A 17920-nucleotide genomic window follows, 5' to 3' on the forward strand; every position below is an offset into this window, starting at 1 on the left:
ATTGTTGATAATTATTGCTCTACGACTTCTCACACACCTTTTAACAAAAAATCAAGTATCCTGCTAGATAGCAAAAATGGACAGGTGTGAATCATGAAGGTTTGGCTAGCTTGCTTTGTACTTTTATTTGCTCTCGCTGAGCTTTTTCAATGGATGAAGCAGTTTTCGCTACCGTTGCCGATTTATATTTTGGGTGGTGCGTTTTTAGCGATCGCATCTAACTACGACAAACTTGGCGGTTTACGTTGGCTATCGCATGATCGCGCGTTCATCAATTCTGCAAGTCAACCTTCTATCACTCAATCAACTGCACAGCCGTTGCAATCAGTATCGTTTACTACAGTGCCCGCTGCTGAACAAATGCAACCGTGCACAAAAGAGAGTAAATAGTATGATTACTTGCCACGCTGCTGCACCAATAAATAAACAAAGTAAGGCGCACCAATAACCGCAGTGACAATTCCACAAGGAATTTCAATCGGGGCAAATAGCGTACGTCCGATTAAATCTGCGACAACAACAAGCATCGCCCCCATCACGCCAGCAACGGGAAGTAGCCCACCATGAGTTGCACCTACTAACTGACGTGCCATATGCGGAGCCATTAAACCCACAAAACCAATCGCGCCTGCTGTCGCCACCGCAGATCCAGCGAGTGCGGTACTAATCAGCAACAACCAGCCGCGTTGCCACTCAATGTGACAGCCTAATCCTGTCGCAATTTCGTCACCTAAAGCTAAAGCGTTGAGTTGGCGAGTCTTGACTAAAGCAAGCGGCAAAAATACAATAAGCCAGGGTAAAAAAGCAAAAACCTGCTCCCAACTGCGTCCGTAAACACTTCCTGCTAACCACACTAAAGCTTGACTGACGCTGTTAATCTCACCAAAAGTCGTAATTACACTTGTGCAAGCACCAATGACCGTCGCAATTCCGACACCGATTAAAATCAACCGCAACGGCGAACTGCCTCCTTCCCATGCTAAAAAGTAAATGAGCAACGAAACCGCCAAAGCACCGCCAAACGCAGAGATGGGCAAGAATCCCACAGGAACACTAGGAAATAATACAATCAAACTCACCGCCGCTAAACTCGCGCCAGCATTAACGCCAATGATCCCAGGATCGGCAAGTGGGTTACGCGTGATTCCTTGCATAATTGCACCAGAAATTGCTAAGGCTAGTCCTACTAAACTTGCAACTAAAGTCCGCGGTAATCGCAGCGTGTTAACGACAAATGTATAGTCAGAGTTTTCTTCTAGCCCTAACACAGTTTGAATAACTGCAAGGGGCGGGATCGGATATTCCCCGTACGCAACGCTAGCAATCATTGCGATTAGCGTCACAAGTAACAAAAGTAACAATACAGTCAAAACGCGTTGCTTGACGCGTAGCGATAGCGGTAGCGATCGCGAACGAATCCGTAGTGTATTTTGCTTCATTTACTAACTTTCATCCGAGCAAGATAAACAAAGAAGGGCGCGCCTACTAATGCTGTCACAATTCCTACTGGCAATTCTTGGGGTCGAATGACGAGTCGCGCAACGACATCCGAAGCAAGCAGGAGGATTGCACCAAATACCGCACTATACGGCAAAATCCAACGATAATCTACCCCAATGAGTAAGCGCACAATGTGGGGGACAACTAAGCCAACAAATCCAATCGGTCCTGCGGCGGCAACTGCACTTCCTGCTAATAACAATACTGCTACTGCCGCTGCGATTTTGACCCAAGCCGTTTTTTGACCCAAACCTTTCGCCACATCTTCACCCAGGTTGAGAATATTGATTTGGCTTGCTAAGGCAAGAGCAAGTACCAGACCTATGACGATATAGGGTAGCACTTGCGCAATAATTGCATAATCGCGACCAGCAACCGAGCCTGCTAACCAAAACCGAATTTCATCAAGCGTGCGTTGGCTAATAATCAAAATGCCTGTTGTTAGCGCTGAAAGTAAAGCGGCAATGGCTGCACCAGCAATCGTTAAATTCAGCGGCGTAAGTCCTCCACGCCCCAGCGAACCCAAAAGGTAAACACTAACCGCACTCGTACCTGCGCCGAGAAACGCACACCACACATAAAAACTCGGTTCAGAAGTTCCAAAAATAAAGATCGCCACCACAACGGCGATCGCTGCACCCGCATTAATTCCCAAAATTTCGGGATCTGCCAAAGGATTGTGGCTAATACCTTGCATAATCGCTCCAGCAATCGCCGTCGCCGCACCAACAAGAATTGCGAGTAGCGATCGCGGTATGCGCACTGTGCGAATAATCAAATGTTCGGTTGAACCATCAAAAACAGCGATCGCCTCATAAATTGTTTTGAGTGAAATGTCTGCTGCGCCCAAAGCAATACTGATAAACAGGCAAATCACTAATACTCCGATGCTCGCAATTAAACCTAGCACGGGCGATCTGCTTTTCCAATTTGATACTTCTGTCATACCTTCGTTTTGCTGCAATATCGCTGCAAAGTAATTGCAATCGCACCTTACCAGTGAGCCACTAGGGTAGGCATCGTCGAATACTACTCGCAACTTATTGCCAAATTCTATCAATAATTTGGTGGGTTTTATCCAAACTGTCGCTGCAAAATCTTCAACAGTGGTTGAGGGCGATCGCGCTTTGCCGCTTTTCTTACAAAGTAAAAAGGCTCTCATCAACATCATGTGCTAGAAGTTAAGGAGAACCGAATAGGTAGGATACTTTAAAATTTATCTTACTAAATCAACCAAAACCCTTTTTTTTGCCAATATTGTTTTTCTAAAATGTTATCTAAGCTTTGCTGCGAGATGACACATTTCTCAACCAATAATTTTCCTAAAGGTTTATTGTTGTATTGCTGCTCAAGTAAAAATTGCTCTAGCGCATTGGCGGAAATCAATTTTTCTTGAATGAGTAATTGACCAAGCTTAATTTGCTGCTCTGCTAAAACTCGATTAAGCGTCCCTTGAGACACTAATTGTTTTTCTACTAAGATTTGTCCAAGTTGTTTTTGAATGCGGCGTTGCTCAGCTAAGACAGGTTCTAGTTTGTCTTGAGAAATTAAGCCTTTACGTACTAGCATTTCGCCGAGAGCAGCTTTTTCTACTTTTCTCTCAAAAGTTTTAGTAAACATTACTAATCCTTGACTTAATTATGCTATTCAAGCGTTTTTATATAGGAAAATATTACGTTTAAGTAATTCATACAAAATTTCTTAGCAAGTACTGACAACAAGATACTTACATTTTTATGATTCCCTTTTTTGGATAGTTTGTGGTATAGAAACTATAAAGAGCAAAGTAAGACTTTGTAAGCAAAGTCTTACTAATAAAAACTAAGAATTTTTCGTAAAACGCGTTTACTAACGTATAAAGTTTTTAACTTTGATGCTGAGAAAGATAAACTTTATGGTAGTATTCTTGATACTCGTCAGACAGTAAAGGTTGCCACCAATCGCGGTGCGTGAGATACCATTCAACTGTACGACGCAATCCCTCAGCGACAGTTATTGCGGGTGTCCAGCTGAGTTGAGTTTTAATTTTAGTCGCATCAATCGCATAACGGCGATCGTGTCCTGGTCGATCCTGAACAAAAGTGATGAGTTCGCGTGCTGGACGCACTGGTAAATCAATTGCTAGTTCATCCATAATGTCACATAGCATTTGCACCAAGTCGATATTTTTAACCTCATTATTGCCACCAATGTTATAAACTTCTCCAGGTAAACCTTGATGAATGACAACACCTAAAGCTGTACAATGATCGCCTACATATAGCCAATCACGGACATTTTGTCCATCACCGTATACAGGTAGTTGTTTACCAAGCAAGCAATTGATGCACATTAAAGGAATGAGCTTCTCAGGAAACTGATAGGGACCGTAATTATTCGAGCAATTTGTAATGATTGTTGGTAGATGATAAGTATGATAGTAGGCACGTACTAAGTGATCGCTACCAGCTTTAGAAGCCGAATACGGGCTATTGGGTGCATAAGGAGTCTTTTCAGTAAATGCAGGATCGTTGGGATTAAGACTACCGTAGACTTCATCAGTAGAAACGTGAAGAAAGCGATGATGATCTGGTTGTCCACAAGTACGCCAGTGTTGTAGAAATGCTTCTAGCAGCGTGAAAGTCCCAACAACATTAGTTTGGACAAACGCAGCGGGTCCCAAAATCGAACGGTCTACATGAGATTCCGCAGCAAAATGCACAACTGTATCAATCGCCTCAGTTTGTAAAAGTTGGTCTAAAACTGTGCGATCGCAAATATTCCCTTGGAAAAAGCGAAAATTTTCTGTTGCTTCCCAACTTGCTAAGTTACTACGATTTCCTGCATAAGTTAAGGCATCTAGAACAACTACGCGGTCTTCAGGATAAGTTGTACACCAAGAATGCACAAAATTTGTACCAATAAAGCCTGCGCCTCCAGTCACCAATAGCCGCCTCGGCTGCGGAGAGTTTAATCGCTGATTCTCTGCCCTACTCACAAAATCTTCCCTTGCTCGATCGAAAATCCCAAATAGTATCACTCCTCGCGCAGCACTTGTAAAGCAGATTTCATTGCTAAAGCCATCAAACACTCAGCCTTTTTCTGATTTCTGAGCAAAGTTCCCCAAACTTGGGGAACCAGTGCGCCCTTAAGGGTTATCCCCCGTTGTAGCAAGTGGCGTAGATTTAGGGGACTGATACGAGTGCGGTTACTTAACGATTCATACATTGATTAAGCAATGCCGAAAATCAAGTTCCGATTTATGCAAGTAGTCTAAAGTTTCTGTGCTGTCTGACAGAAATGAAATCAGAATTGAGCCTGGTGTAGTCAGGATCAATTAGCAGCTATTACGCATCTGATTGTTGGGGTTGTTCTGGTGTATTTGGCGTTTCTGGAGGTTGAGCAGCGCAATTAGCTATATCGTACTGGTATTGCAAGTGGAACTGTTGATTTACTGAACTTTCACCCTTGGGAAATTCGTATGCTTGAACATATTCTTTAGCAGCCTGCTCAACACTCGCCGCCCCTTTGCGCGAAAGAAAATCAGGTCCAGAAACAATTCTACCAGCGGGATTGACAACGACTCCCAAAACTGCAACGCCTTCTAGTCCGCGATCGCAAGACTTAATCGTTTTATATATAGGTGCTTTGGTCACCACATTCGAGTAGTTTTGCTGGATGGTACTTTGACGTTTCGCCCACGCTTGCAATTGCGCATCTCTGTCACTCGTTGCAGATAGACCAGAACCCGAACCACCAGCAGTATTTGGCTCGCTACGCAATGCGGCAACAATTTGTTGTCGTCGTGTTTGTTCTGCGGTATTGTCTGGCTGAGCAGGATTAGTCGCACTAGCCGTATTTGGCTCGCTACGCAGTGCAGCGACAATTTGTTGTTGTCGTGTCTGTTCTGCCGTGTGTGGCTCTACAGGTTGTGGGTTAGTAGCAGTTTGTGGTGCAGCAGCTGCAGGTGGATTTGTCGCAGCGCGTTCCTCGCGAATTTTTTGCTGTAGTGCTAAGAGTTCCTGCTTACCGCGTTCTGGTAGTTGTTGAGGTCGAGGACCTGACTCAACAGGTTGCGTTGGGTTAACTACGGCAACTTGCTGTTGTGGTTGACTTTGGGGCTGTTGCGGCTGAACTAAATTAGGAGGTGTCGGCAGCGTTTGTGCTACTTGACTTGGTGGTACTCCCTCAGGAGAAAATGGCTCCGCTGGATTCAAGCGCATGGCTGGTAGTCCTGCATTACTCGGCTGTCGCCATTGCGGTACCGGTGGTAATAATTCTCCTGAATTGTACGTACGGTTTTGATTTTGGTTTGGTGCTGCTGCTACGGGAGGTTGGAGATTGCCGAGTGGCGGTGGTGGCGGTAGTGTATTCAGAATAGGCGGCGGTGGTGGGGCGTTGATTATAGAACCTGTAGAGAAAGCCTGTTGGCTGTTTCGGCTGGGATTGACCTTGGGTACTCCGCTTGTTGTGCGGTTACTACGTTCTGGCGATACAGGCAAAATAAACGTTTGATTAGGTCGTAACGCTTGTAAGGAGTTGCTACCTACTGGCGGTAAACCAATTGATGGCGGCAGCGCAATCGGGTCTGGTAATGGTGGCAGCGCCCCTACGGGAAATGGTGGCGGCGGAGGTAACGGCGGTAAGGGACTCTGCTGTGTGGCAAATGGTGGCAATGCTGCGGGTACTGAGGACGCTCCTGGCAGACGGCTTTGTTCTTCAGGAGTTAGCTCTACAATTCCCACAGTTCGCTGCTGAATATTTGCGGCTAATTGCGAATCGTATGGTAAAAATGGCAAAACGATCAACAGCAATCCATGAATGCCTAAGGATGCTACGGCAGCCATGCCATTGGTCGAGCGAAAGCTTTCTGGTAAAGTTCTCATCAGGGAGGCGTAGGACATGATAGCTAAAGGTACACTCGTCTCCGGATTACAAGCTAATGACTGCGAGTAACGCGATACTCGTCGAGGTGTAACATACGACTTCTGTCGAAAGAAGTATGCCTATGGATCTTGATATTAACCTTTCTACTCTTAACACTAGAACAGCAAAGTTACCAGTTTTTGATTGAGAAAATGAGTATTCATTGTTAACTGTGTACAGACAAATATTCAAATTGCTAAGCCACTAGGGAAAAAACGTGAGATTGAAACTCAGATGAATGCATATGACACTGTGTATAATTCTACACAAATCTTAATAAAATTGTGGCTAAAAATCTATCCATAAGTGATTTTTCTCTGCCCTCTACTTTTGTTCTACGACGTTGCGCAATCGCCGAAGTTGCACGATAAGCAGTGAAAAATACGCTAACTTTAGTGTGGGATGTGATCGCAAGTCAGTATAAATTTTTTGTTGTGGTAAAGTTGCGTATTCGACAATCGCGCTATTTTCTAGCAACTGCCGCTGCTGCAATATCGCCCACACTTTCTCATAAACCGAACTTACTTTCATCAAGACAACAACATCAGCCCAATCAAGTACTGTTTCTAATTCCTTCACCGTATAAAGTGCTGGTAACACAACCAGTCGCTGTTGTCGCAAAGTTAATGGCAATCCCAACGCTGCGGTAGCCGCCATTGGCGAACAAACTCCAGGGATAACTTTAACGATCGCCTTGGGTTGTAGTGCTTGTAGTGTTTGTGCTAAGTAGGTAAACGTGCTGTAAAAACTGACGTCACCTTCACACGCAAACGCCACGTCTTTGCCTTGACTGAGATATTGCCAAACTTGTTGTGCTGCGGTTTCCCATGCGGCTGTTAATACCGTCATATCTTGTACGTAGGGAAAAATCAGTGCTAATTGCACTTGCTGCGGATTCAACCACTGCGCGATAATTTGCTGCGCTAACCCTTGTTTACCTTGAACTCCTGCTGGAAAAGCTACAACTGGCGCTTGTTGCAAACAACGCCAACCTTTCAAGGTAATCAATTCAGGATCGCCAGGTCCTACACTAATGCCGTAAAGAGTACCGATTACCATCAACAAGAGGCTAGGGAATGAATATGAGTATACTGAAATTTGTCCCCTCGCTCCTAGTTCCTAGCTTCTCGCTTCTCATGCTGCCGACTGTTATTCTGCCTGGATATCTTGAAGGTGCGATCGCTTACCGCGAACTCGAACAATCTTTACAGCAACAGGGATTGCCTACAGTTACTGTACCGTTGCGGCGTCGTGATTGGTTAGTGACTTTGGGCGGCAAACCAGTGACACCAATTTTGCAGCAACTCGATCGCACGGTCAAGCAAGCCCTAGAGCAATACAACGCGTCAAGAATTAATTTGATAGGACACTCGGCTGGCGGGTGGATTTCTCGTATCTACTTAGGGGATAAGCCGTATAGTAGTCTTGCCCAAGTCGATTTAACAACACCTTGGCAAGCACACCAGTACGTTGCGACATTAATCACCCTCGGAACTCCGCACACGAGTTTAGAACGCTGGACGCGCTGGAGTCTGGATTTTGTCAATCACAACTATCCAGGTGCTTTTTACCCACACGTTCGTTATGTCTGTGTTGCGGGAAAAACCATCTTTGGGCAACGCCGTCGCGGTAGTTGGTTAGCTTACAGTAGTTATCAATTAACTTGTGGTCAAGGCAATTGTTGGGGTGATGGCATTACGCCGATCGTTGCTGCGCATCTCGATGGTGCAGAAAACTTAATCATTGAAGGTGTCAATCACTCACCGCGATCGCCTGGTTTGTGGTACGGTTCGCCCTCTATACTACCGTTCTGGGTGACGTACCTAGCATAAGCACAATTAATTAAAATCTGCTTTGCAAAAGAGCTTCTTTATTAAAAATCGCGTTAAGATCTTAATAAAACTATACACTTTGTAAACGCAGGGAAAAATTAGTTATGAAATCGTATGAATTCGTCCTGCGGCGACTCGCGACTATTCTATCGGTAGCAATTATTTCATTAAGCGTCATGGCAGCAGTGACAGGAATTTTGCTGTCTTTCTACTACGAACCCGTCGCCGGTAGAGCCTATCAGTCATTAAACTGGATTGACACTGAAATTCCAAATGGCTTGTTAATTCATAGTATTCATGACATTGCAGGTAATGCCTTAATCGTCACCGCCTTAATTCAGATTGTCGTTATGTTTTTAGGCAGACAGTTTCGGTCGAGTTGGTTGACTGCTTGGATTAGTGGTATCTTGCTAACTTTAACTGGAATTGGTTTAAGTTGGACAGCAATTATCCTCGACTGGAGTCAAGTTGGCTACTGGCGTTTTCGCATCGAGTTAAGCACGATTGAAGCAATTCCGTTCATTGGTGGTACGTTACGCAATATTCTGACAGGTGGCGGAGCCGTCAATACAACAACAGTTGCGCACCTTTACACAATACACAGCTATCTTCTCTCTGTCGGTGCGATCGCGCTTGCTATCGTTCACTTGTGGAGTTTACTACAGCAAGAAAAAGAAATGAAAGGCGCTGTGGCAGAAACTTCACTGATGACAAGCGAAGTAAAAACAGAAGAAACCACATTTTCGCAAATTTGATTGTGATATCATCTCCAGCTAAATAACTAGAATATCGGTATCGTTTCGCTGTTAATGGTTAGTTAATAGTCACCCTTCCCCTTGACTAACCATTTTTGTTATCACCAATCAACTGGATTTGATATGATTTAAAGCAATTAGTCAAAGGCTAGTCGCTTTTGTTTTACAGCGGTGGAATGGGAACTTCTTCAACTTTAGAAAGCTTTTCTACATTCAAACGCCTTGCATTGCAATCGCCTGACAAACGTTTGAGCAGATTCGGTCTGGGATCGTGCAAGATGTAGATAATGCGATCGCTTGGTTGCCACTCTTCTGTCGCTGGTGCAATCAGAAACTGATCTTCGCGTTCGAGAAACAACGGAACAATCGCTTCAGTGCGCATCAAAGCTTGTAAATGAGCTTGTTGAAAAGAAAACTCGCGCTCGGTTAAAGTTGTTGTGCCTAACTTAACTCTGCCATCCTTGAGGTATTCATTCCAAGTTTTCAGCGGCAAGTCGGCAATAAAAGCTTGCTGCACCTTTGCTTTACCCGTAGCATTATTCGCTTCCGGGGTGCGCGGAAAAACTGCCAAAACGCGTGGAGGATTAAACTCTTCCGCAGCCCGCTGTGCTAGAACAAAATTAACTTCACCGTTATTCGTCATTGCCAAAAAAGTTCCTACCGAGTCGAGTTCGGCTTCTTCCAACACGCCTTTATCTAAAGCACTGCGAACGATCACGCGAATATTTTCGGCTTCTGCCTGTTGCGCTGCCACAGGGTCAGTATCAATTATCACTACAGACTCGCCACGTTCTTGAAACAAACGCGCAATTAAAACACTTAACGGGTTACAACCTACAATAACCGCTCCCGTTGCTTCTTTCGAAGTAATCTGTAACCAACTCGCAACCCAACCCGCAGTCAATCCTTGACAAACAACAGTCAAGATAATTGTTAAGAAAACGAGTGCTTTAATCGAATCTCCGCCGTTGATGCCGCGTTCAGTTAAGAAAATTGAAAATAAAGAGGCAACCGACGCAGAAACAATGCCTCGTGGTGCGATCCAACATAAAAACAGCTTTTGTCGCCAATTGAGATCGCTATTCCACGTACATATCCCTACATTCAGTGGGCGGATAACAAACATTAATGTCAGAACAGTAAATAAGCTACCCCATCCTAAAGCTAAAATACTCGCCAGCGATAAATCTGCTGAGAGCAAGATAAACAGCACCGAAACGCCTAGGATCGTGAGTTGTCCTTTAAATCGCCTTAACAATCGTTCTTCTGGTACAGATGAAGCGCGTAGTACAATACCTGCAACAACGGTTGCCATCAATCCCGATTCACTACGAACGAGTTGAGCTAACGTAAATAATCCCCACACTCCCGCTAAAACGACTAGATTTTTGAGTTCGTCGGACAAAAAATTGGCACGCTTGAACATTAAGCCGAATAATAAGCCACCGATCGCGCCAATACCTCCACCAATACCGAGACGGATAATCAAGCCACTGATTGCACGAATTGGATCGGTTTCGCCATTGAGAATCGTATCGAGAATCACAACCGCGAGGATCGCCCCTACAGGATCGATTAAAACCCCTTCTCCCTCCAACAATGTCGCCACTTGACGATCGACTTTAACAAGTTTAAGAAGAGGACTAATAACCGTAGGTCCAGTGACAACAACCAAGGATGCATAGAGAAAAGCAATTGTCCACGGGAATTCACTTAACCAATGCGCCGCCATACCTGCACCGATCAGCGTAATTGCAGTACCAATTGTTACCAAATTCCGCAAACTGCCAGAAACCTTGCCTAATTCGCGCAGTTCTAGGTTAAATCCACCCTCAAACAGAATAACAGCGGTTGCCAGCGCGACAATGACTTCTAAGCCAGAACCCAATGAATGGGGATGAAGTAGCCCGATGCCATCAGCACCCAACAAAATACCAAATAGCAGCAAAAACACGATACTTGGTACTTTGAGGTATTCTGCCACTACCTGAGCACCAATGCCAGCAGCGACAGCAATAACCATTTGCAAGGTAAGTTCAAACGATGCTTCCATAGGGGACTTGCAAAGTCTCTGTCATAACCTTTCGTTAAGGATAGTCGATATTCGCGCTGCTCGGTGTAACACTACACGCTCCCTCTGTTGTGAAGTTTTAATTTATTACGGTTAATTGTATTTTAGAATACATATTCTCTCATATTGTTTAGAGAATAAAGCAAAATAAATTTTTTATTGATTAAGTTAACTTATGGTTGTCCGCGTCGAAAAAGCAATCGCTGACTTATGAATTAGTCGTAATATTACGTATTTCTCAAAAGTAGAAAGTAGTTTTTTACTCAAAAATACTTTCTACTTAATCGCAAGTATCGAATAGAGATGAAGCGAAAAGAAAGCTTATGCTGTGGTCATACTGACAGCAAAGAAATAAATCTCCTGGATAAATCCTGCGAATAAGCCCCCTAAATCCATGCTAGTTTGACCTTAATTCCCGTCAGTGCACTGTTCCTTGGTGTATTTATCTTAAATGAACAGCTGACATGGAATGCGATCGCAGGTATGGCATTGATCTTTGTTGGACTTGTCGCAATTGATGGCAGACTTATAACAAAAAGCAGCTAACTTCAGTCTCATTCCAGTCAACCTCTCTCATACTGCCAACTCTGTGTTCTCAGTGTCCTCTGTGGTTCGTCAAAAAACTATTGCACATATCAAAATGAACTCAGCATTAGATTCTTTACAAGAATGGCAAGCAATTTTAAATCGAGACTCGCAATCTGATGGCAAAATTTTCTACAGCGTACACTCGACTAAGATTTATTGTCGCCCTAGCTGTCCTAGTCGTAAACCAAACCGCAACCAAGTAACATTTTTTCAATCGGCGCAAGAAGCCGCTGAATCACAAGGGTTTCGTCCTTGTAAGCGATGTCAACCACAAAAAATCCTCGCGCCTACACTCGATAAGGTTCTCACAGCCTATCGTTATATTGAAGCACAAAGCGATCGCATTCCCACCCTGACAGAATTGAGTACTCAAGTAGCATTAACTCCTACTTACTTCCAACGAGTATTTAAGCAAATTATTAGTGTCACTTTGTTTGAATACGCAAACGCCCAACGAATAAAACGATTGAAACAACATCTCCACCAAGGTGCAGAAATTACTGATGGGCTTTACGCAGTCGGCTATGGTTCAAGTAGTCGCCTTTATAAAAAAAGCACCCGAACAACTCGGAATGAGTCCTGCTACATACAAACGACGCGGGAAAGGTGAAGCAATTCGCTATACAAGCGCAAACTCGCCACTGGGTTATCTAACAATTGCAGCAACGACACGCGGGATATGTAGTGTTAAACTAGGAGACGATTTAACAAAACTAGAAAACGAACTTCGTAATGAATTTCGCTACGCATTGCTACATCGTGCCGATGATAAACTACAAGAATGGATTCTTCAAGCTTTAGTAGATTATCTCAGTGGTAAATTGCCTTTACCAGAACTTCCCTACGATGTCAAAGCCACTGCATTTCAACTGCAAGTTTGGGAAGCACTAAAGCAAATTCCTCTCGGTACAATAGTGAGTTACAGCGATGTTGCTTGCGCGATTGGACATCCTACCGCAGTTCGTGCTGTAGCGCGTGCTTGTGCGACAAACCCTGTTGCTCTCATTATTCCCTGTCATCGCGTATTACCGAAAACCGGAGGATTGGGAGGGTATCGTTGGGGCGTTTCTCTGAAACAAGCACTATTGGAAATGGAACAACAGCTTTGAAAAATAACCGTATTTCTACGGTACTCATTGTTGCTAAAGCTGGGAACTCTGAATGACGAGTAACCTCTTGTCAACCTTATTTAATATATTGCAATGGTTTCATCTGTAACGCATACTCCCAGTTTTGATTTTGATGATGACAAATTTAAAGCACCTGCTTCTGAGATACTGCCTTGGTGTCAAATGATTAACCCGCAATGGGGTGAAAATGGATTGAAGCCGTATGGATTAGCGATTACGCAAGAAAACGCAAAACTTGTTGGTTTTACACCTGATGAGAATTGGCAGCAAGTAGAATATACTTTTGGTTCGGGCGAAATTGTTGAGTTGTTAATGACAAGTACTCCGCGAATATTAGTCCTACATCGCGGACCTGTTTGTATCAAAGATCGTACGACAAATACCACTTTGGGTCGTCTGATAGATCATTACGAAAGTTTTACCAACGAGAAGCCAAAATTTAAAACGTTTACACGTTATCTCGTTTTCTTGGTAGGAAAAAATCAAAAGCTGCTGCATCATTCTCCATTGCGCTTGACATTAAGCGGTGCAGCTGGGGCAAGTTTTAGTACAGCGTTTCGTACCTCAAAAAATGGTCAAGTCACGAGTGGGTTTACGTTAGAACTGGAAAAAGCTTATGCTGCTTTTCGTCATCAATCATTTGCAGCTAAAAGTGGACTGTTTCACGCTCACGGCGTTTTTTGCCCTATCATTACCTCTGAGGAAAGAGGAACAGCACCTAATAAAGCTTTAGTGGCTGTTACAGTAGACTACGAGCATCCGACAGCAGAGAACTTAGTAGAGTACTTAATTCCGACAAATTCAGAAGAATCTGCTGTCATTTGTCAAACGTTTGAAACTTATCAAGATTTTGGTAAAGAACAACCAAAATTAGAAGCTGCTAGTACTCCTGACGTAGAGGAAATTGCTGATAGCGATCGCTTTGATGAATATGATTTTGATGCTGCACCTTATTAAGTAAATAGCAAGGGGACAAACAAGATGTCCCCACCACTTGAGTTTATTTCAGTAACAAATAATACAAATGTCCACGATGACCAGTCACTCCAGCGCGATCGCCGGCTAGTTTACCTGTACCCATGAAATAATCTACTCGTCCTGGCCCTTTAATCGCACCACCCGTATCTTGATCTAAAACGTAGCGGCTCACAAGGCGATATTCCATACTGCCTGTAAAATCGTTAGGAAACGGTAGTTGCGTATGAATCAATGCTAAAGCACCAGGCGGCATGAGTGATTTATCTGTCGCGATCGAGCGATCTGCGGTGACGGGTACTCCCAAAGATCCGACGGCTGGCGCACCTCCTGTTTCTCGGAAGAACACAAAACCACGATTACGCGGTAAATAGTTATTAAGCTCGGCTGGGTATTGCGTAAAGTAGTCGATCATCACTGGTAACGTTAAACCCGCTAACGGTAATTTGCCGTCTTTGGCTAATTCTTTGCCAATACTGGTGTAAGGGTAGTCTGTTTTTCCTGCAAAACCAATTGAAATCATTTTTCCATCAGCGAGTTGCAGCCGTGCTGATCCTTGAATTTGGGCTAAAAATGCTTCTAGGCGATCACGTAACCAAACAATTTCTAACCCCTTGAGTCTACTTTTGTCGCCTAGCAAACCATCTTTACCTTCGAGTTCTTGGCGAGTGGGGTGCGGTTTGCGCCAAGATTTGAAATTTGGCGGTAGCCGATACAATGGATAACGAAATTCTGCGGTGGGAACGCGGCTGGCTTGATAAATCGGTTCATAGTAAGCCGTGTAAAGAACATCGCCTTTGCCGTCTCGCCCTGTAGACTGGTAAAACACGAACTCACGCGATACCGCAGCTTGTAGTTCTTCCGGTGAATTTGAACGCACAACTAATTGTCGAAAACGCTCTAAACTACGTTGAACGCGATCGCGGGTAATTCCCGTTCCTCGATAGCGTCGATATGCGGCTGTCGCGGCTGGAGATTTAATATAACGTAAACTATGATCAATTGATGTTAGTAAGGCGTGTTTATCTCCAGGTTGACCACTTTGACCCCAAAAAATTTGCTCATCTAACCCTAATATTTCAGTCTGACAACAATCAGTATTTTGCTTTTGAACGCGTTGTGTGTCAGAAACAGGTCGCAATGGTATCCGCGCCACCGCTGGTACTGTCGTCAAGATAGCAGCGGCTAAACTTAGGGTCATTAAAGCCGTTTTTTTTCTCATCGTTCACTCCACACTAAAATCGTTCCACACTAGAGCTAAATATCGGCTCCACCCGAATTGCTACAATCTTCGATGGACGCACCACAAGGTACTCTCCTTGAATATTTTTGATCGGTACGCTAATAAAGTCATTAGAAGCCGCCTTTGGTGTTAATTCACTGCTGTACCACTTCTGAAATTCTTGGATTGTCGGAAAACGCACTTCTTCTCTGTGTCCGCCCTCGATGAGAAGATGTACCACGTATTCGTTAGGAGTTCTCGGCATACAAATAACGTTAATTTACGAATGCATCGCATTCATTTCTAACTGACTCGACTCGAAATTGAGAAGAGGCGGTAGAAAGGAGTCAGAGGTTAGGGTTAAAATAGGCTACCACAATATAGCTAAGAACTAAGAGTAAAACGCTAGTTTAAGTGAGCTTAGACTTTAGCCTCTACCTTCTCAGCAAACCAATTACGTAAATAAATTGAATCGCTGAAGTTGTGTTTCCATGACTTGAGGCAGTATTGTACCAAGTTCTATGCTGTTATTGAATTGCAATAATTGGTAATTAGGTAAATCAAAAGGTAGTTGTCCAGCTAAATCTTTTCGCTGCATCTGTGCGAGAACAATTTGTTCGGTTCGCTTGCTTTGGATCGCATAGCCAATTTCAACACAGACATTCGGGCTAAGAATAAGCTGCGCCTTCCCTTTGCTGTCAATACTTGTAATCGGTGTACTATCGGCAATAAATAATAAACTTTTACGAATTTTTTGCATCGCGGTGCTATTCAAGCGTATACAGCTATCACCAGAGCGATGTGATTCAATTAATGATAATTCGATCCGCGATCGCTTATTTAAGGTAGCGATCGCTTTTTGTAATTCTTCTCTTAAAGCTTCACTAGAAGCTGTATACTCGGTTTGATAACAAAAAAAGATTGTTGGCTCTAACGACGCCATGACCGTCTGCTTCGTGAAATAAATTTCATGGCTACTCAGGTCAATATTCGCGATTGTATAACCACCGCTACCTTCAATGTAAAATTCAACGTTCTCTCCTTGTAAGTAACGCTGAAACCATGTCGATTGTTTAACTTGTTCGCGATCTTCTAAAAAATCTGCCCTAAGCGCAGATTTTAATAAACTGTTTTTGCTGAGGCGCAGATCGTGAGGACGTTTTTCTAATTCTTCTAGCGGTTCATATTCGTGAATATACCAAGCTTTTAGAGCAATAATCGCCATACCGTGCGCTGTTTATGCTGACTTTATGTTCATTACTCTCAAAATTCTACTCTAAAACAAAACAACACCCAAAACTCTACTAGCTAAGACACTTCCTCTTATAAAATTAGCTTCCCAGGGTTGTATCCATTAGAATACATCGCCCCCAATTGCCAGCTTGAGGAAATATTAGCATTCGACTTGGGTGTCGTTTTTTGTTTGACGAGACAGATGATAGTTAAACAGCGCTTTTACCTCTTATACTAGTTTGTTTTTTTTCTTAGGCTGTTGTATCTGCCAGGGAAGCTTGAGAAGCTTCAATTACTAAGTTAAACACTTAGCTATCAGGATGCAAGCGGATGCAATCAAACTTTACTTTATCCACTTCTAAAACAATAAGTAGCAGATCATTGTTGACTGATGAAATAGACAAATTCAAAAAGTAATAACTCAGCCAATATAAAGTTATATAAACAGTTGGACTCTCATAGTTAAACTCAAAAAACGATAGCAAACAGCGATCGCTGCTCAAAAACAAAGACAATTTCGTTAGCAGTAGTTGTTCGCAGTATATACTGTACGGATTTGTTCGCGCACACTCATAAGAACTTGTCCCAGATGGTTCTGACCTGTTTTATCTACACCGCAACCCCAGTAATAATCCGTAGGTGAATTTTCCACAAGCAGCGTGTCGCCGGTAGCAAGTAAAATTGCTTGAATGTCTTTGTGGGTGAGAAATTTTTGTAATACAGCTTCGCGCATGACAGAAATTTTGACTTGTTCCCAGTCAGGGCGTACTGGGCGCGTACAGTCACGTCCTAACGCTGCGGCTTCCTCTGGCGTTTTTACGGCGTGAATGACAGGAATAATTGCGGCTTCTGCGGTTCCCACAAACTTTTGTGCTTGATAGTAGTGTTCGACGGTTTGCCAGTGTTTACCTTGTAAAAAAACTCCATGAGGTGAAAAATTGGAGAAACAGCCGTAAGGCTCATTCACTTTATAAAAGTAAATCGTCATCTTCCGCAAATCTCTGACACGCCAAGTTCTATCATGCCTGTAGATAGAGCAAGCACTGAAATTTCTCATTTAAATTAAATGGCAGCAAGTACTGCAAGGTAGTCGCTGTTATCACAAGGTGAGGTTTCCGTATGGAGGTGAATAACGAGAAGACGCAACGCTACAGCCCATTAGTGGCTGCTGGTGTTTTTCTCGGTCTAGGTTTAGGAGGGTTCTTCGATGGCATTTTACTGCACCAAATCCTCCAGTGGCATCATATGTTAAGTAGCGTTCGACCTGCTACAACTGTTCCAGAATTAGAACTAAATATGGTTGGGGATGGTTTATTTGAGGCAGGCACATGGGTGATGACGACTGTCGGAGTTGTTTTACTCTGGCGCGCAGGTAAGCGTGAAGATGTCCCTTGGTCGTCTCGTACTTTTTTTGGCTCCATTCTTGTCGGTGCAGGACTATTTAATTTAATAGAAGGATTGATTGACCATCAGATTCTTGGCATTCACCATGTAAAACCAGGTGTAAACGAGTTGCTTTGGGATATTGGCTTTCTCGTTGTTGGAGCAACTCTCGCAATCGTGGGAGGGTTGTTAATTCGCGCTGATCAGCTTTCTGGCGATCGCCAATTCTCTTAGTTCGCCATCTTAGGGAAAGTATAAACGTCGTTGCACTTCATAAGTTTTTTGCGATCGCCAACGGAGTGAAAGCTTGGAAAGAAATTTTGCAC

General features: G+C 43.6%; 20 protein-coding genes. 8 read left to right on the forward strand and 12 right to left on the reverse strand.

What is annotated here, in order from left to right:
- Positions 1-93 precede the first annotated feature (93 nt).
- Complete coding sequence (locus tag NIES1031_RS18650; RefSeq protein WP_073550987.1) at positions 94-390, forward strand: hypothetical protein; 297 nt, start codon at positions 94-96, stop codon at positions 388-390.
- A gap of 5 nt (positions 391-395) precedes the next feature.
- On the opposite strand, the gene NIES1031_RS18655 is transcribed toward NIES1031_RS18650, so the two are convergent.
- The 7 genes from NIES1031_RS18655 to NIES1031_RS18680 form a co-directional block, all read right to left on the reverse strand.
- Positions 396-1439, reverse strand: a complete 1044-nt coding sequence (locus tag NIES1031_RS18655; RefSeq protein ID WP_073550988.1) for a FecCD family ABC transporter permease — start codon at positions 1437-1439, stop codon at positions 396-398.
- Positions 1436-2662: a FecCD family ABC transporter permease gene (locus tag NIES1031_RS18660; RefSeq protein WP_330219972.1), complete on the reverse strand. Its 1227-nt coding sequence runs from the start codon at positions 2660-2662 to the stop codon at positions 1436-1438. Before NIES1031_RS18660 ends, NIES1031_RS18655 begins: the two co-directional genes overlap by 4 nt.
- Before the next feature lie 62 nt (positions 2663-2724).
- Positions 2725-3120: a cyclic di-GMP-binding domain-containing protein, MshE-related gene (locus NIES1031_RS18665; protein WP_073550989.1), complete on the reverse strand. Its 396-nt coding sequence runs from the start codon at positions 3118-3120 to the stop codon at positions 2725-2727.
- Between the two features lie 244 nt (positions 3121-3364).
- Complete coding sequence (gene rfbB / locus NIES1031_RS18670) at positions 3365-4477, reverse strand: dTDP-glucose 4,6-dehydratase (protein ID WP_073551038.1); 1113 nt, start codon at positions 4475-4477, stop codon at positions 3365-3367.
- A 38-nt stretch (positions 4478-4515) separates the two neighbouring features.
- Positions 4516-4707, reverse strand: a complete 192-nt coding sequence (locus NIES1031_RS23965; protein WP_143167814.1) for a hypothetical protein — start codon at positions 4705-4707, stop codon at positions 4516-4518.
- Positions 4708-4826: 119 nt separating this feature from the next.
- The gene (locus tag NIES1031_RS18675) at positions 4827-6383 is read right to left on the reverse strand and encodes a hypothetical protein (protein ID WP_143167815.1); all 1557 of its coding nucleotides are present in this window, start codon (positions 6381-6383) and stop codon (positions 4827-4829) included.
- A gap of 346 nt (positions 6384-6729) precedes the next feature.
- On the reverse strand, positions 6730-7464 hold the full coding sequence (locus tag NIES1031_RS18680; protein WP_073550991.1) for a precorrin-2 C(20)-methyltransferase: 735 nt from the start codon (positions 7462-7464) through the stop codon (positions 6730-6732).
- 23 nt (positions 7465-7487) lie between these two features.
- Between NIES1031_RS18680 and NIES1031_RS18685 the strand changes: the two genes are divergently transcribed.
- Both NIES1031_RS18685 and NIES1031_RS18690 read left to right on the forward strand, forming a co-directional pair.
- Entirely contained in the window at positions 7488-8237 is a 750-nt protein-coding gene (locus NIES1031_RS18685) for an esterase/lipase family protein (protein WP_236738905.1), read from the forward strand.
- 104 nt (positions 8238-8341) lie between these two features.
- The gene (locus tag NIES1031_RS18690) at positions 8342-8992 is read left to right on the forward strand and encodes a cytochrome b N-terminal domain-containing protein (protein ID WP_073550993.1); all 651 of its coding nucleotides are present in this window, start codon (positions 8342-8344) and stop codon (positions 8990-8992) included.
- Between the two features lie 163 nt (positions 8993-9155).
- On the opposite strand, the gene NIES1031_RS18695 is transcribed toward NIES1031_RS18690, so the two are convergent.
- Positions 9156-11045: a cation:proton antiporter gene (locus tag NIES1031_RS18695; RefSeq protein ID WP_073550994.1), complete on the reverse strand. Its 1890-nt coding sequence runs from the start codon at positions 11043-11045 to the stop codon at positions 9156-9158.
- Between the two features lie 420 nt (positions 11046-11465).
- Here NIES1031_RS18695 and NIES1031_RS26420 point away from each other — a divergent pair, with 420 nt between their 5' ends.
- From NIES1031_RS26420 to NIES1031_RS18710, 4 genes are all read left to right on the forward strand, one after another.
- The gene (locus tag NIES1031_RS26420) at positions 11466-11609 is read left to right on the forward strand and encodes an EamA family transporter (protein WP_218596858.1); all 144 of its coding nucleotides are present in this window, start codon (positions 11466-11468) and stop codon (positions 11607-11609) included.
- A 94-nt stretch (positions 11610-11703) separates the two neighbouring features.
- Positions 11704-12261, forward strand: a complete 558-nt coding sequence (locus NIES1031_RS25105; protein ID WP_218596859.1) for a bifunctional transcriptional activator/DNA repair enzyme AdaA — start codon at positions 11704-11706, stop codon at positions 12259-12261.
- Positions 12176-12760: a methylated-DNA--[protein]-cysteine S-methyltransferase gene (locus NIES1031_RS25110; RefSeq protein WP_218596860.1), complete on the forward strand. Its 585-nt coding sequence runs from the start codon at positions 12176-12178 to the stop codon at positions 12758-12760. Before NIES1031_RS25105 ends, NIES1031_RS25110 begins: the two co-directional genes overlap by 86 nt.
- A 93-nt stretch (positions 12761-12853) precedes the next feature.
- Complete coding sequence (locus tag NIES1031_RS18710; protein ID WP_073550995.1) at positions 12854-13738, forward strand: DUF5895 domain-containing protein; 885 nt, start codon at positions 12854-12856, stop codon at positions 13736-13738.
- A 43-nt stretch (positions 13739-13781) separates the two neighbouring features.
- Here the strand turns inward: NIES1031_RS18710 and mltA are convergent, their stop codons facing one another.
- The 4 genes from mltA to NIES1031_RS18730 all read right to left on the reverse strand — a co-directional run bounded on the left by mltA (position 13782) and on the right by NIES1031_RS18730 (position 17199).
- The gene (gene mltA / locus NIES1031_RS18715) at positions 13782-14978 is read right to left on the reverse strand and encodes a murein transglycosylase A (RefSeq protein WP_073550996.1); all 1197 of its coding nucleotides are present in this window, start codon (positions 14976-14978) and stop codon (positions 13782-13784) included.
- A 13-nt stretch (positions 14979-14991) separates the two neighbouring features.
- Positions 14992-15243: a hypothetical protein gene (locus NIES1031_RS18720; protein ID WP_073550997.1), complete on the reverse strand. Its 252-nt coding sequence runs from the start codon at positions 15241-15243 to the stop codon at positions 14992-14994.
- 189 nt (positions 15244-15432) lie between these two features.
- Positions 15433-16203: a hypothetical protein gene (locus NIES1031_RS18725; protein WP_073550998.1), complete on the reverse strand. Its 771-nt coding sequence runs from the start codon at positions 16201-16203 to the stop codon at positions 15433-15435.
- Positions 16204-16731: 528 nt separating this feature from the next.
- Positions 16732-17199 carry a riboflavin biosynthesis intermediates N-glycosidase gene (locus NIES1031_RS18730; protein ID WP_073550999.1) on the reverse strand — a complete coding sequence of 156 codons (468 nt, stop codon included), beginning with the start codon at positions 17197-17199 and terminating at the stop codon, positions 16732-16734.
- Positions 17200-17330: 131 nt separating this feature from the next.
- Here NIES1031_RS18730 and NIES1031_RS18735 point away from each other — a divergent pair, with 131 nt between their 5' ends.
- Positions 17331-17828 carry a DUF2243 domain-containing protein gene (locus tag NIES1031_RS18735; protein WP_073551000.1) on the forward strand — a complete coding sequence of 166 codons (498 nt, stop codon included), beginning with the start codon at positions 17331-17333 and terminating at the stop codon, positions 17826-17828.
- Positions 17829-17920: the final 92 nt, after the last annotated feature.

The sequence above is a fragment of the Chroogloeocystis siderophila 5.2 s.c.1 genome (assembly GCF_001904655.1).
Lineage (GTDB): Bacteria > Cyanobacteriota > Cyanobacteriia > Cyanobacteriales > Chroococcidiopsidaceae > Chroogloeocystis > Chroogloeocystis siderophila.

Bases quoted from the DNA above. Each gene is read 5' to 3' on its own strand.
- NIES1031_RS18650 (WP_073550987.1), top strand. From the start codon at position 94: ATGAAGGTTTGGCTAGCTTGCTTTGTACTTTTATTTGCTCTCGCTGAG.
- NIES1031_RS18655 (WP_073550988.1), bottom strand. From the start codon at position 1,439: ATGAAGCAAAATACACTACGGATTCGTTCGCGATCGCTACCGCTATCG.
- NIES1031_RS18660 (WP_330219972.1), bottom strand. From the start codon at position 2,662: ATGAGAGCCTTTTTACTTTGTAAGAAAAGCGGCAAAGCGCGATCGCCC.
- NIES1031_RS18665 (WP_073550989.1), bottom strand. From the start codon at position 3,120: ATGTTTACTAAAACTTTTGAGAGAAAAGTAGAAAAAGCTGCTCTCGGC.
- NIES1031_RS23965 (WP_143167814.1), bottom strand. From the start codon at position 4,707: ATGTATGAATCGTTAAGTAACCGCACTCGTATCAGTCCCCTAAATCTA.
- NIES1031_RS18675 (WP_143167815.1), bottom strand. From the start codon at position 6,383: ATGTCCTACGCCTCCCTGATGAGAACTTTACCAGAAAGCTTTCGCTCG.
- NIES1031_RS18680 (WP_073550991.1), bottom strand. From the start codon at position 7,464: ATGGTAATCGGTACTCTTTACGGCATTAGTGTAGGACCTGGCGATCCT.
- NIES1031_RS18685 (WP_236738905.1), top strand. From the start codon at position 7,488: ATGAGTATACTGAAATTTGTCCCCTCGCTCCTAGTTCCTAGCTTCTCG.
- NIES1031_RS18690 (WP_073550993.1), top strand. From the start codon at position 8,342: ATGAAATCGTATGAATTCGTCCTGCGGCGACTCGCGACTATTCTATCG.
- NIES1031_RS18695 (WP_073550994.1), bottom strand. From the start codon at position 11,045: ATGGAAGCATCGTTTGAACTTACCTTGCAAATGGTTATTGCTGTCGCT.
- NIES1031_RS25105 (WP_218596859.1), top strand. From the start codon at position 11,704: ATGAACTCAGCATTAGATTCTTTACAAGAATGGCAAGCAATTTTAAAT.
- NIES1031_RS25110 (WP_218596860.1), top strand. From the start codon at position 12,176: ATGGTTCAAGTAGTCGCCTTTATAAAAAAAGCACCCGAACAACTCGGA.
- NIES1031_RS18710 (WP_073550995.1), top strand. From the start codon at position 12,854: ATGGTTTCATCTGTAACGCATACTCCCAGTTTTGATTTTGATGATGAC.
- mltA (WP_073550996.1), bottom strand. From the start codon at position 14,978: ATGAGAAAAAAAACGGCTTTAATGACCCTAAGTTTAGCCGCTGCTATC.
- NIES1031_RS18720 (WP_073550997.1), bottom strand. From the start codon at position 15,243: ATGCCGAGAACTCCTAACGAATACGTGGTACATCTTCTCATCGAGGGC.
- NIES1031_RS18725 (WP_073550998.1), bottom strand. From the start codon at position 16,203: ATGGCGATTATTGCTCTAAAAGCTTGGTATATTCACGAATATGAACCG.
- NIES1031_RS18730 (WP_073550999.1), bottom strand. From the start codon at position 17,199: ATGACGATTTACTTTTATAAAGTGAATGAGCCTTACGGCTGTTTCTCC.
- NIES1031_RS18735 (WP_073551000.1), top strand. From the start codon at position 17,331: ATGGAGGTGAATAACGAGAAGACGCAACGCTACAGCCCATTAGTGGCT.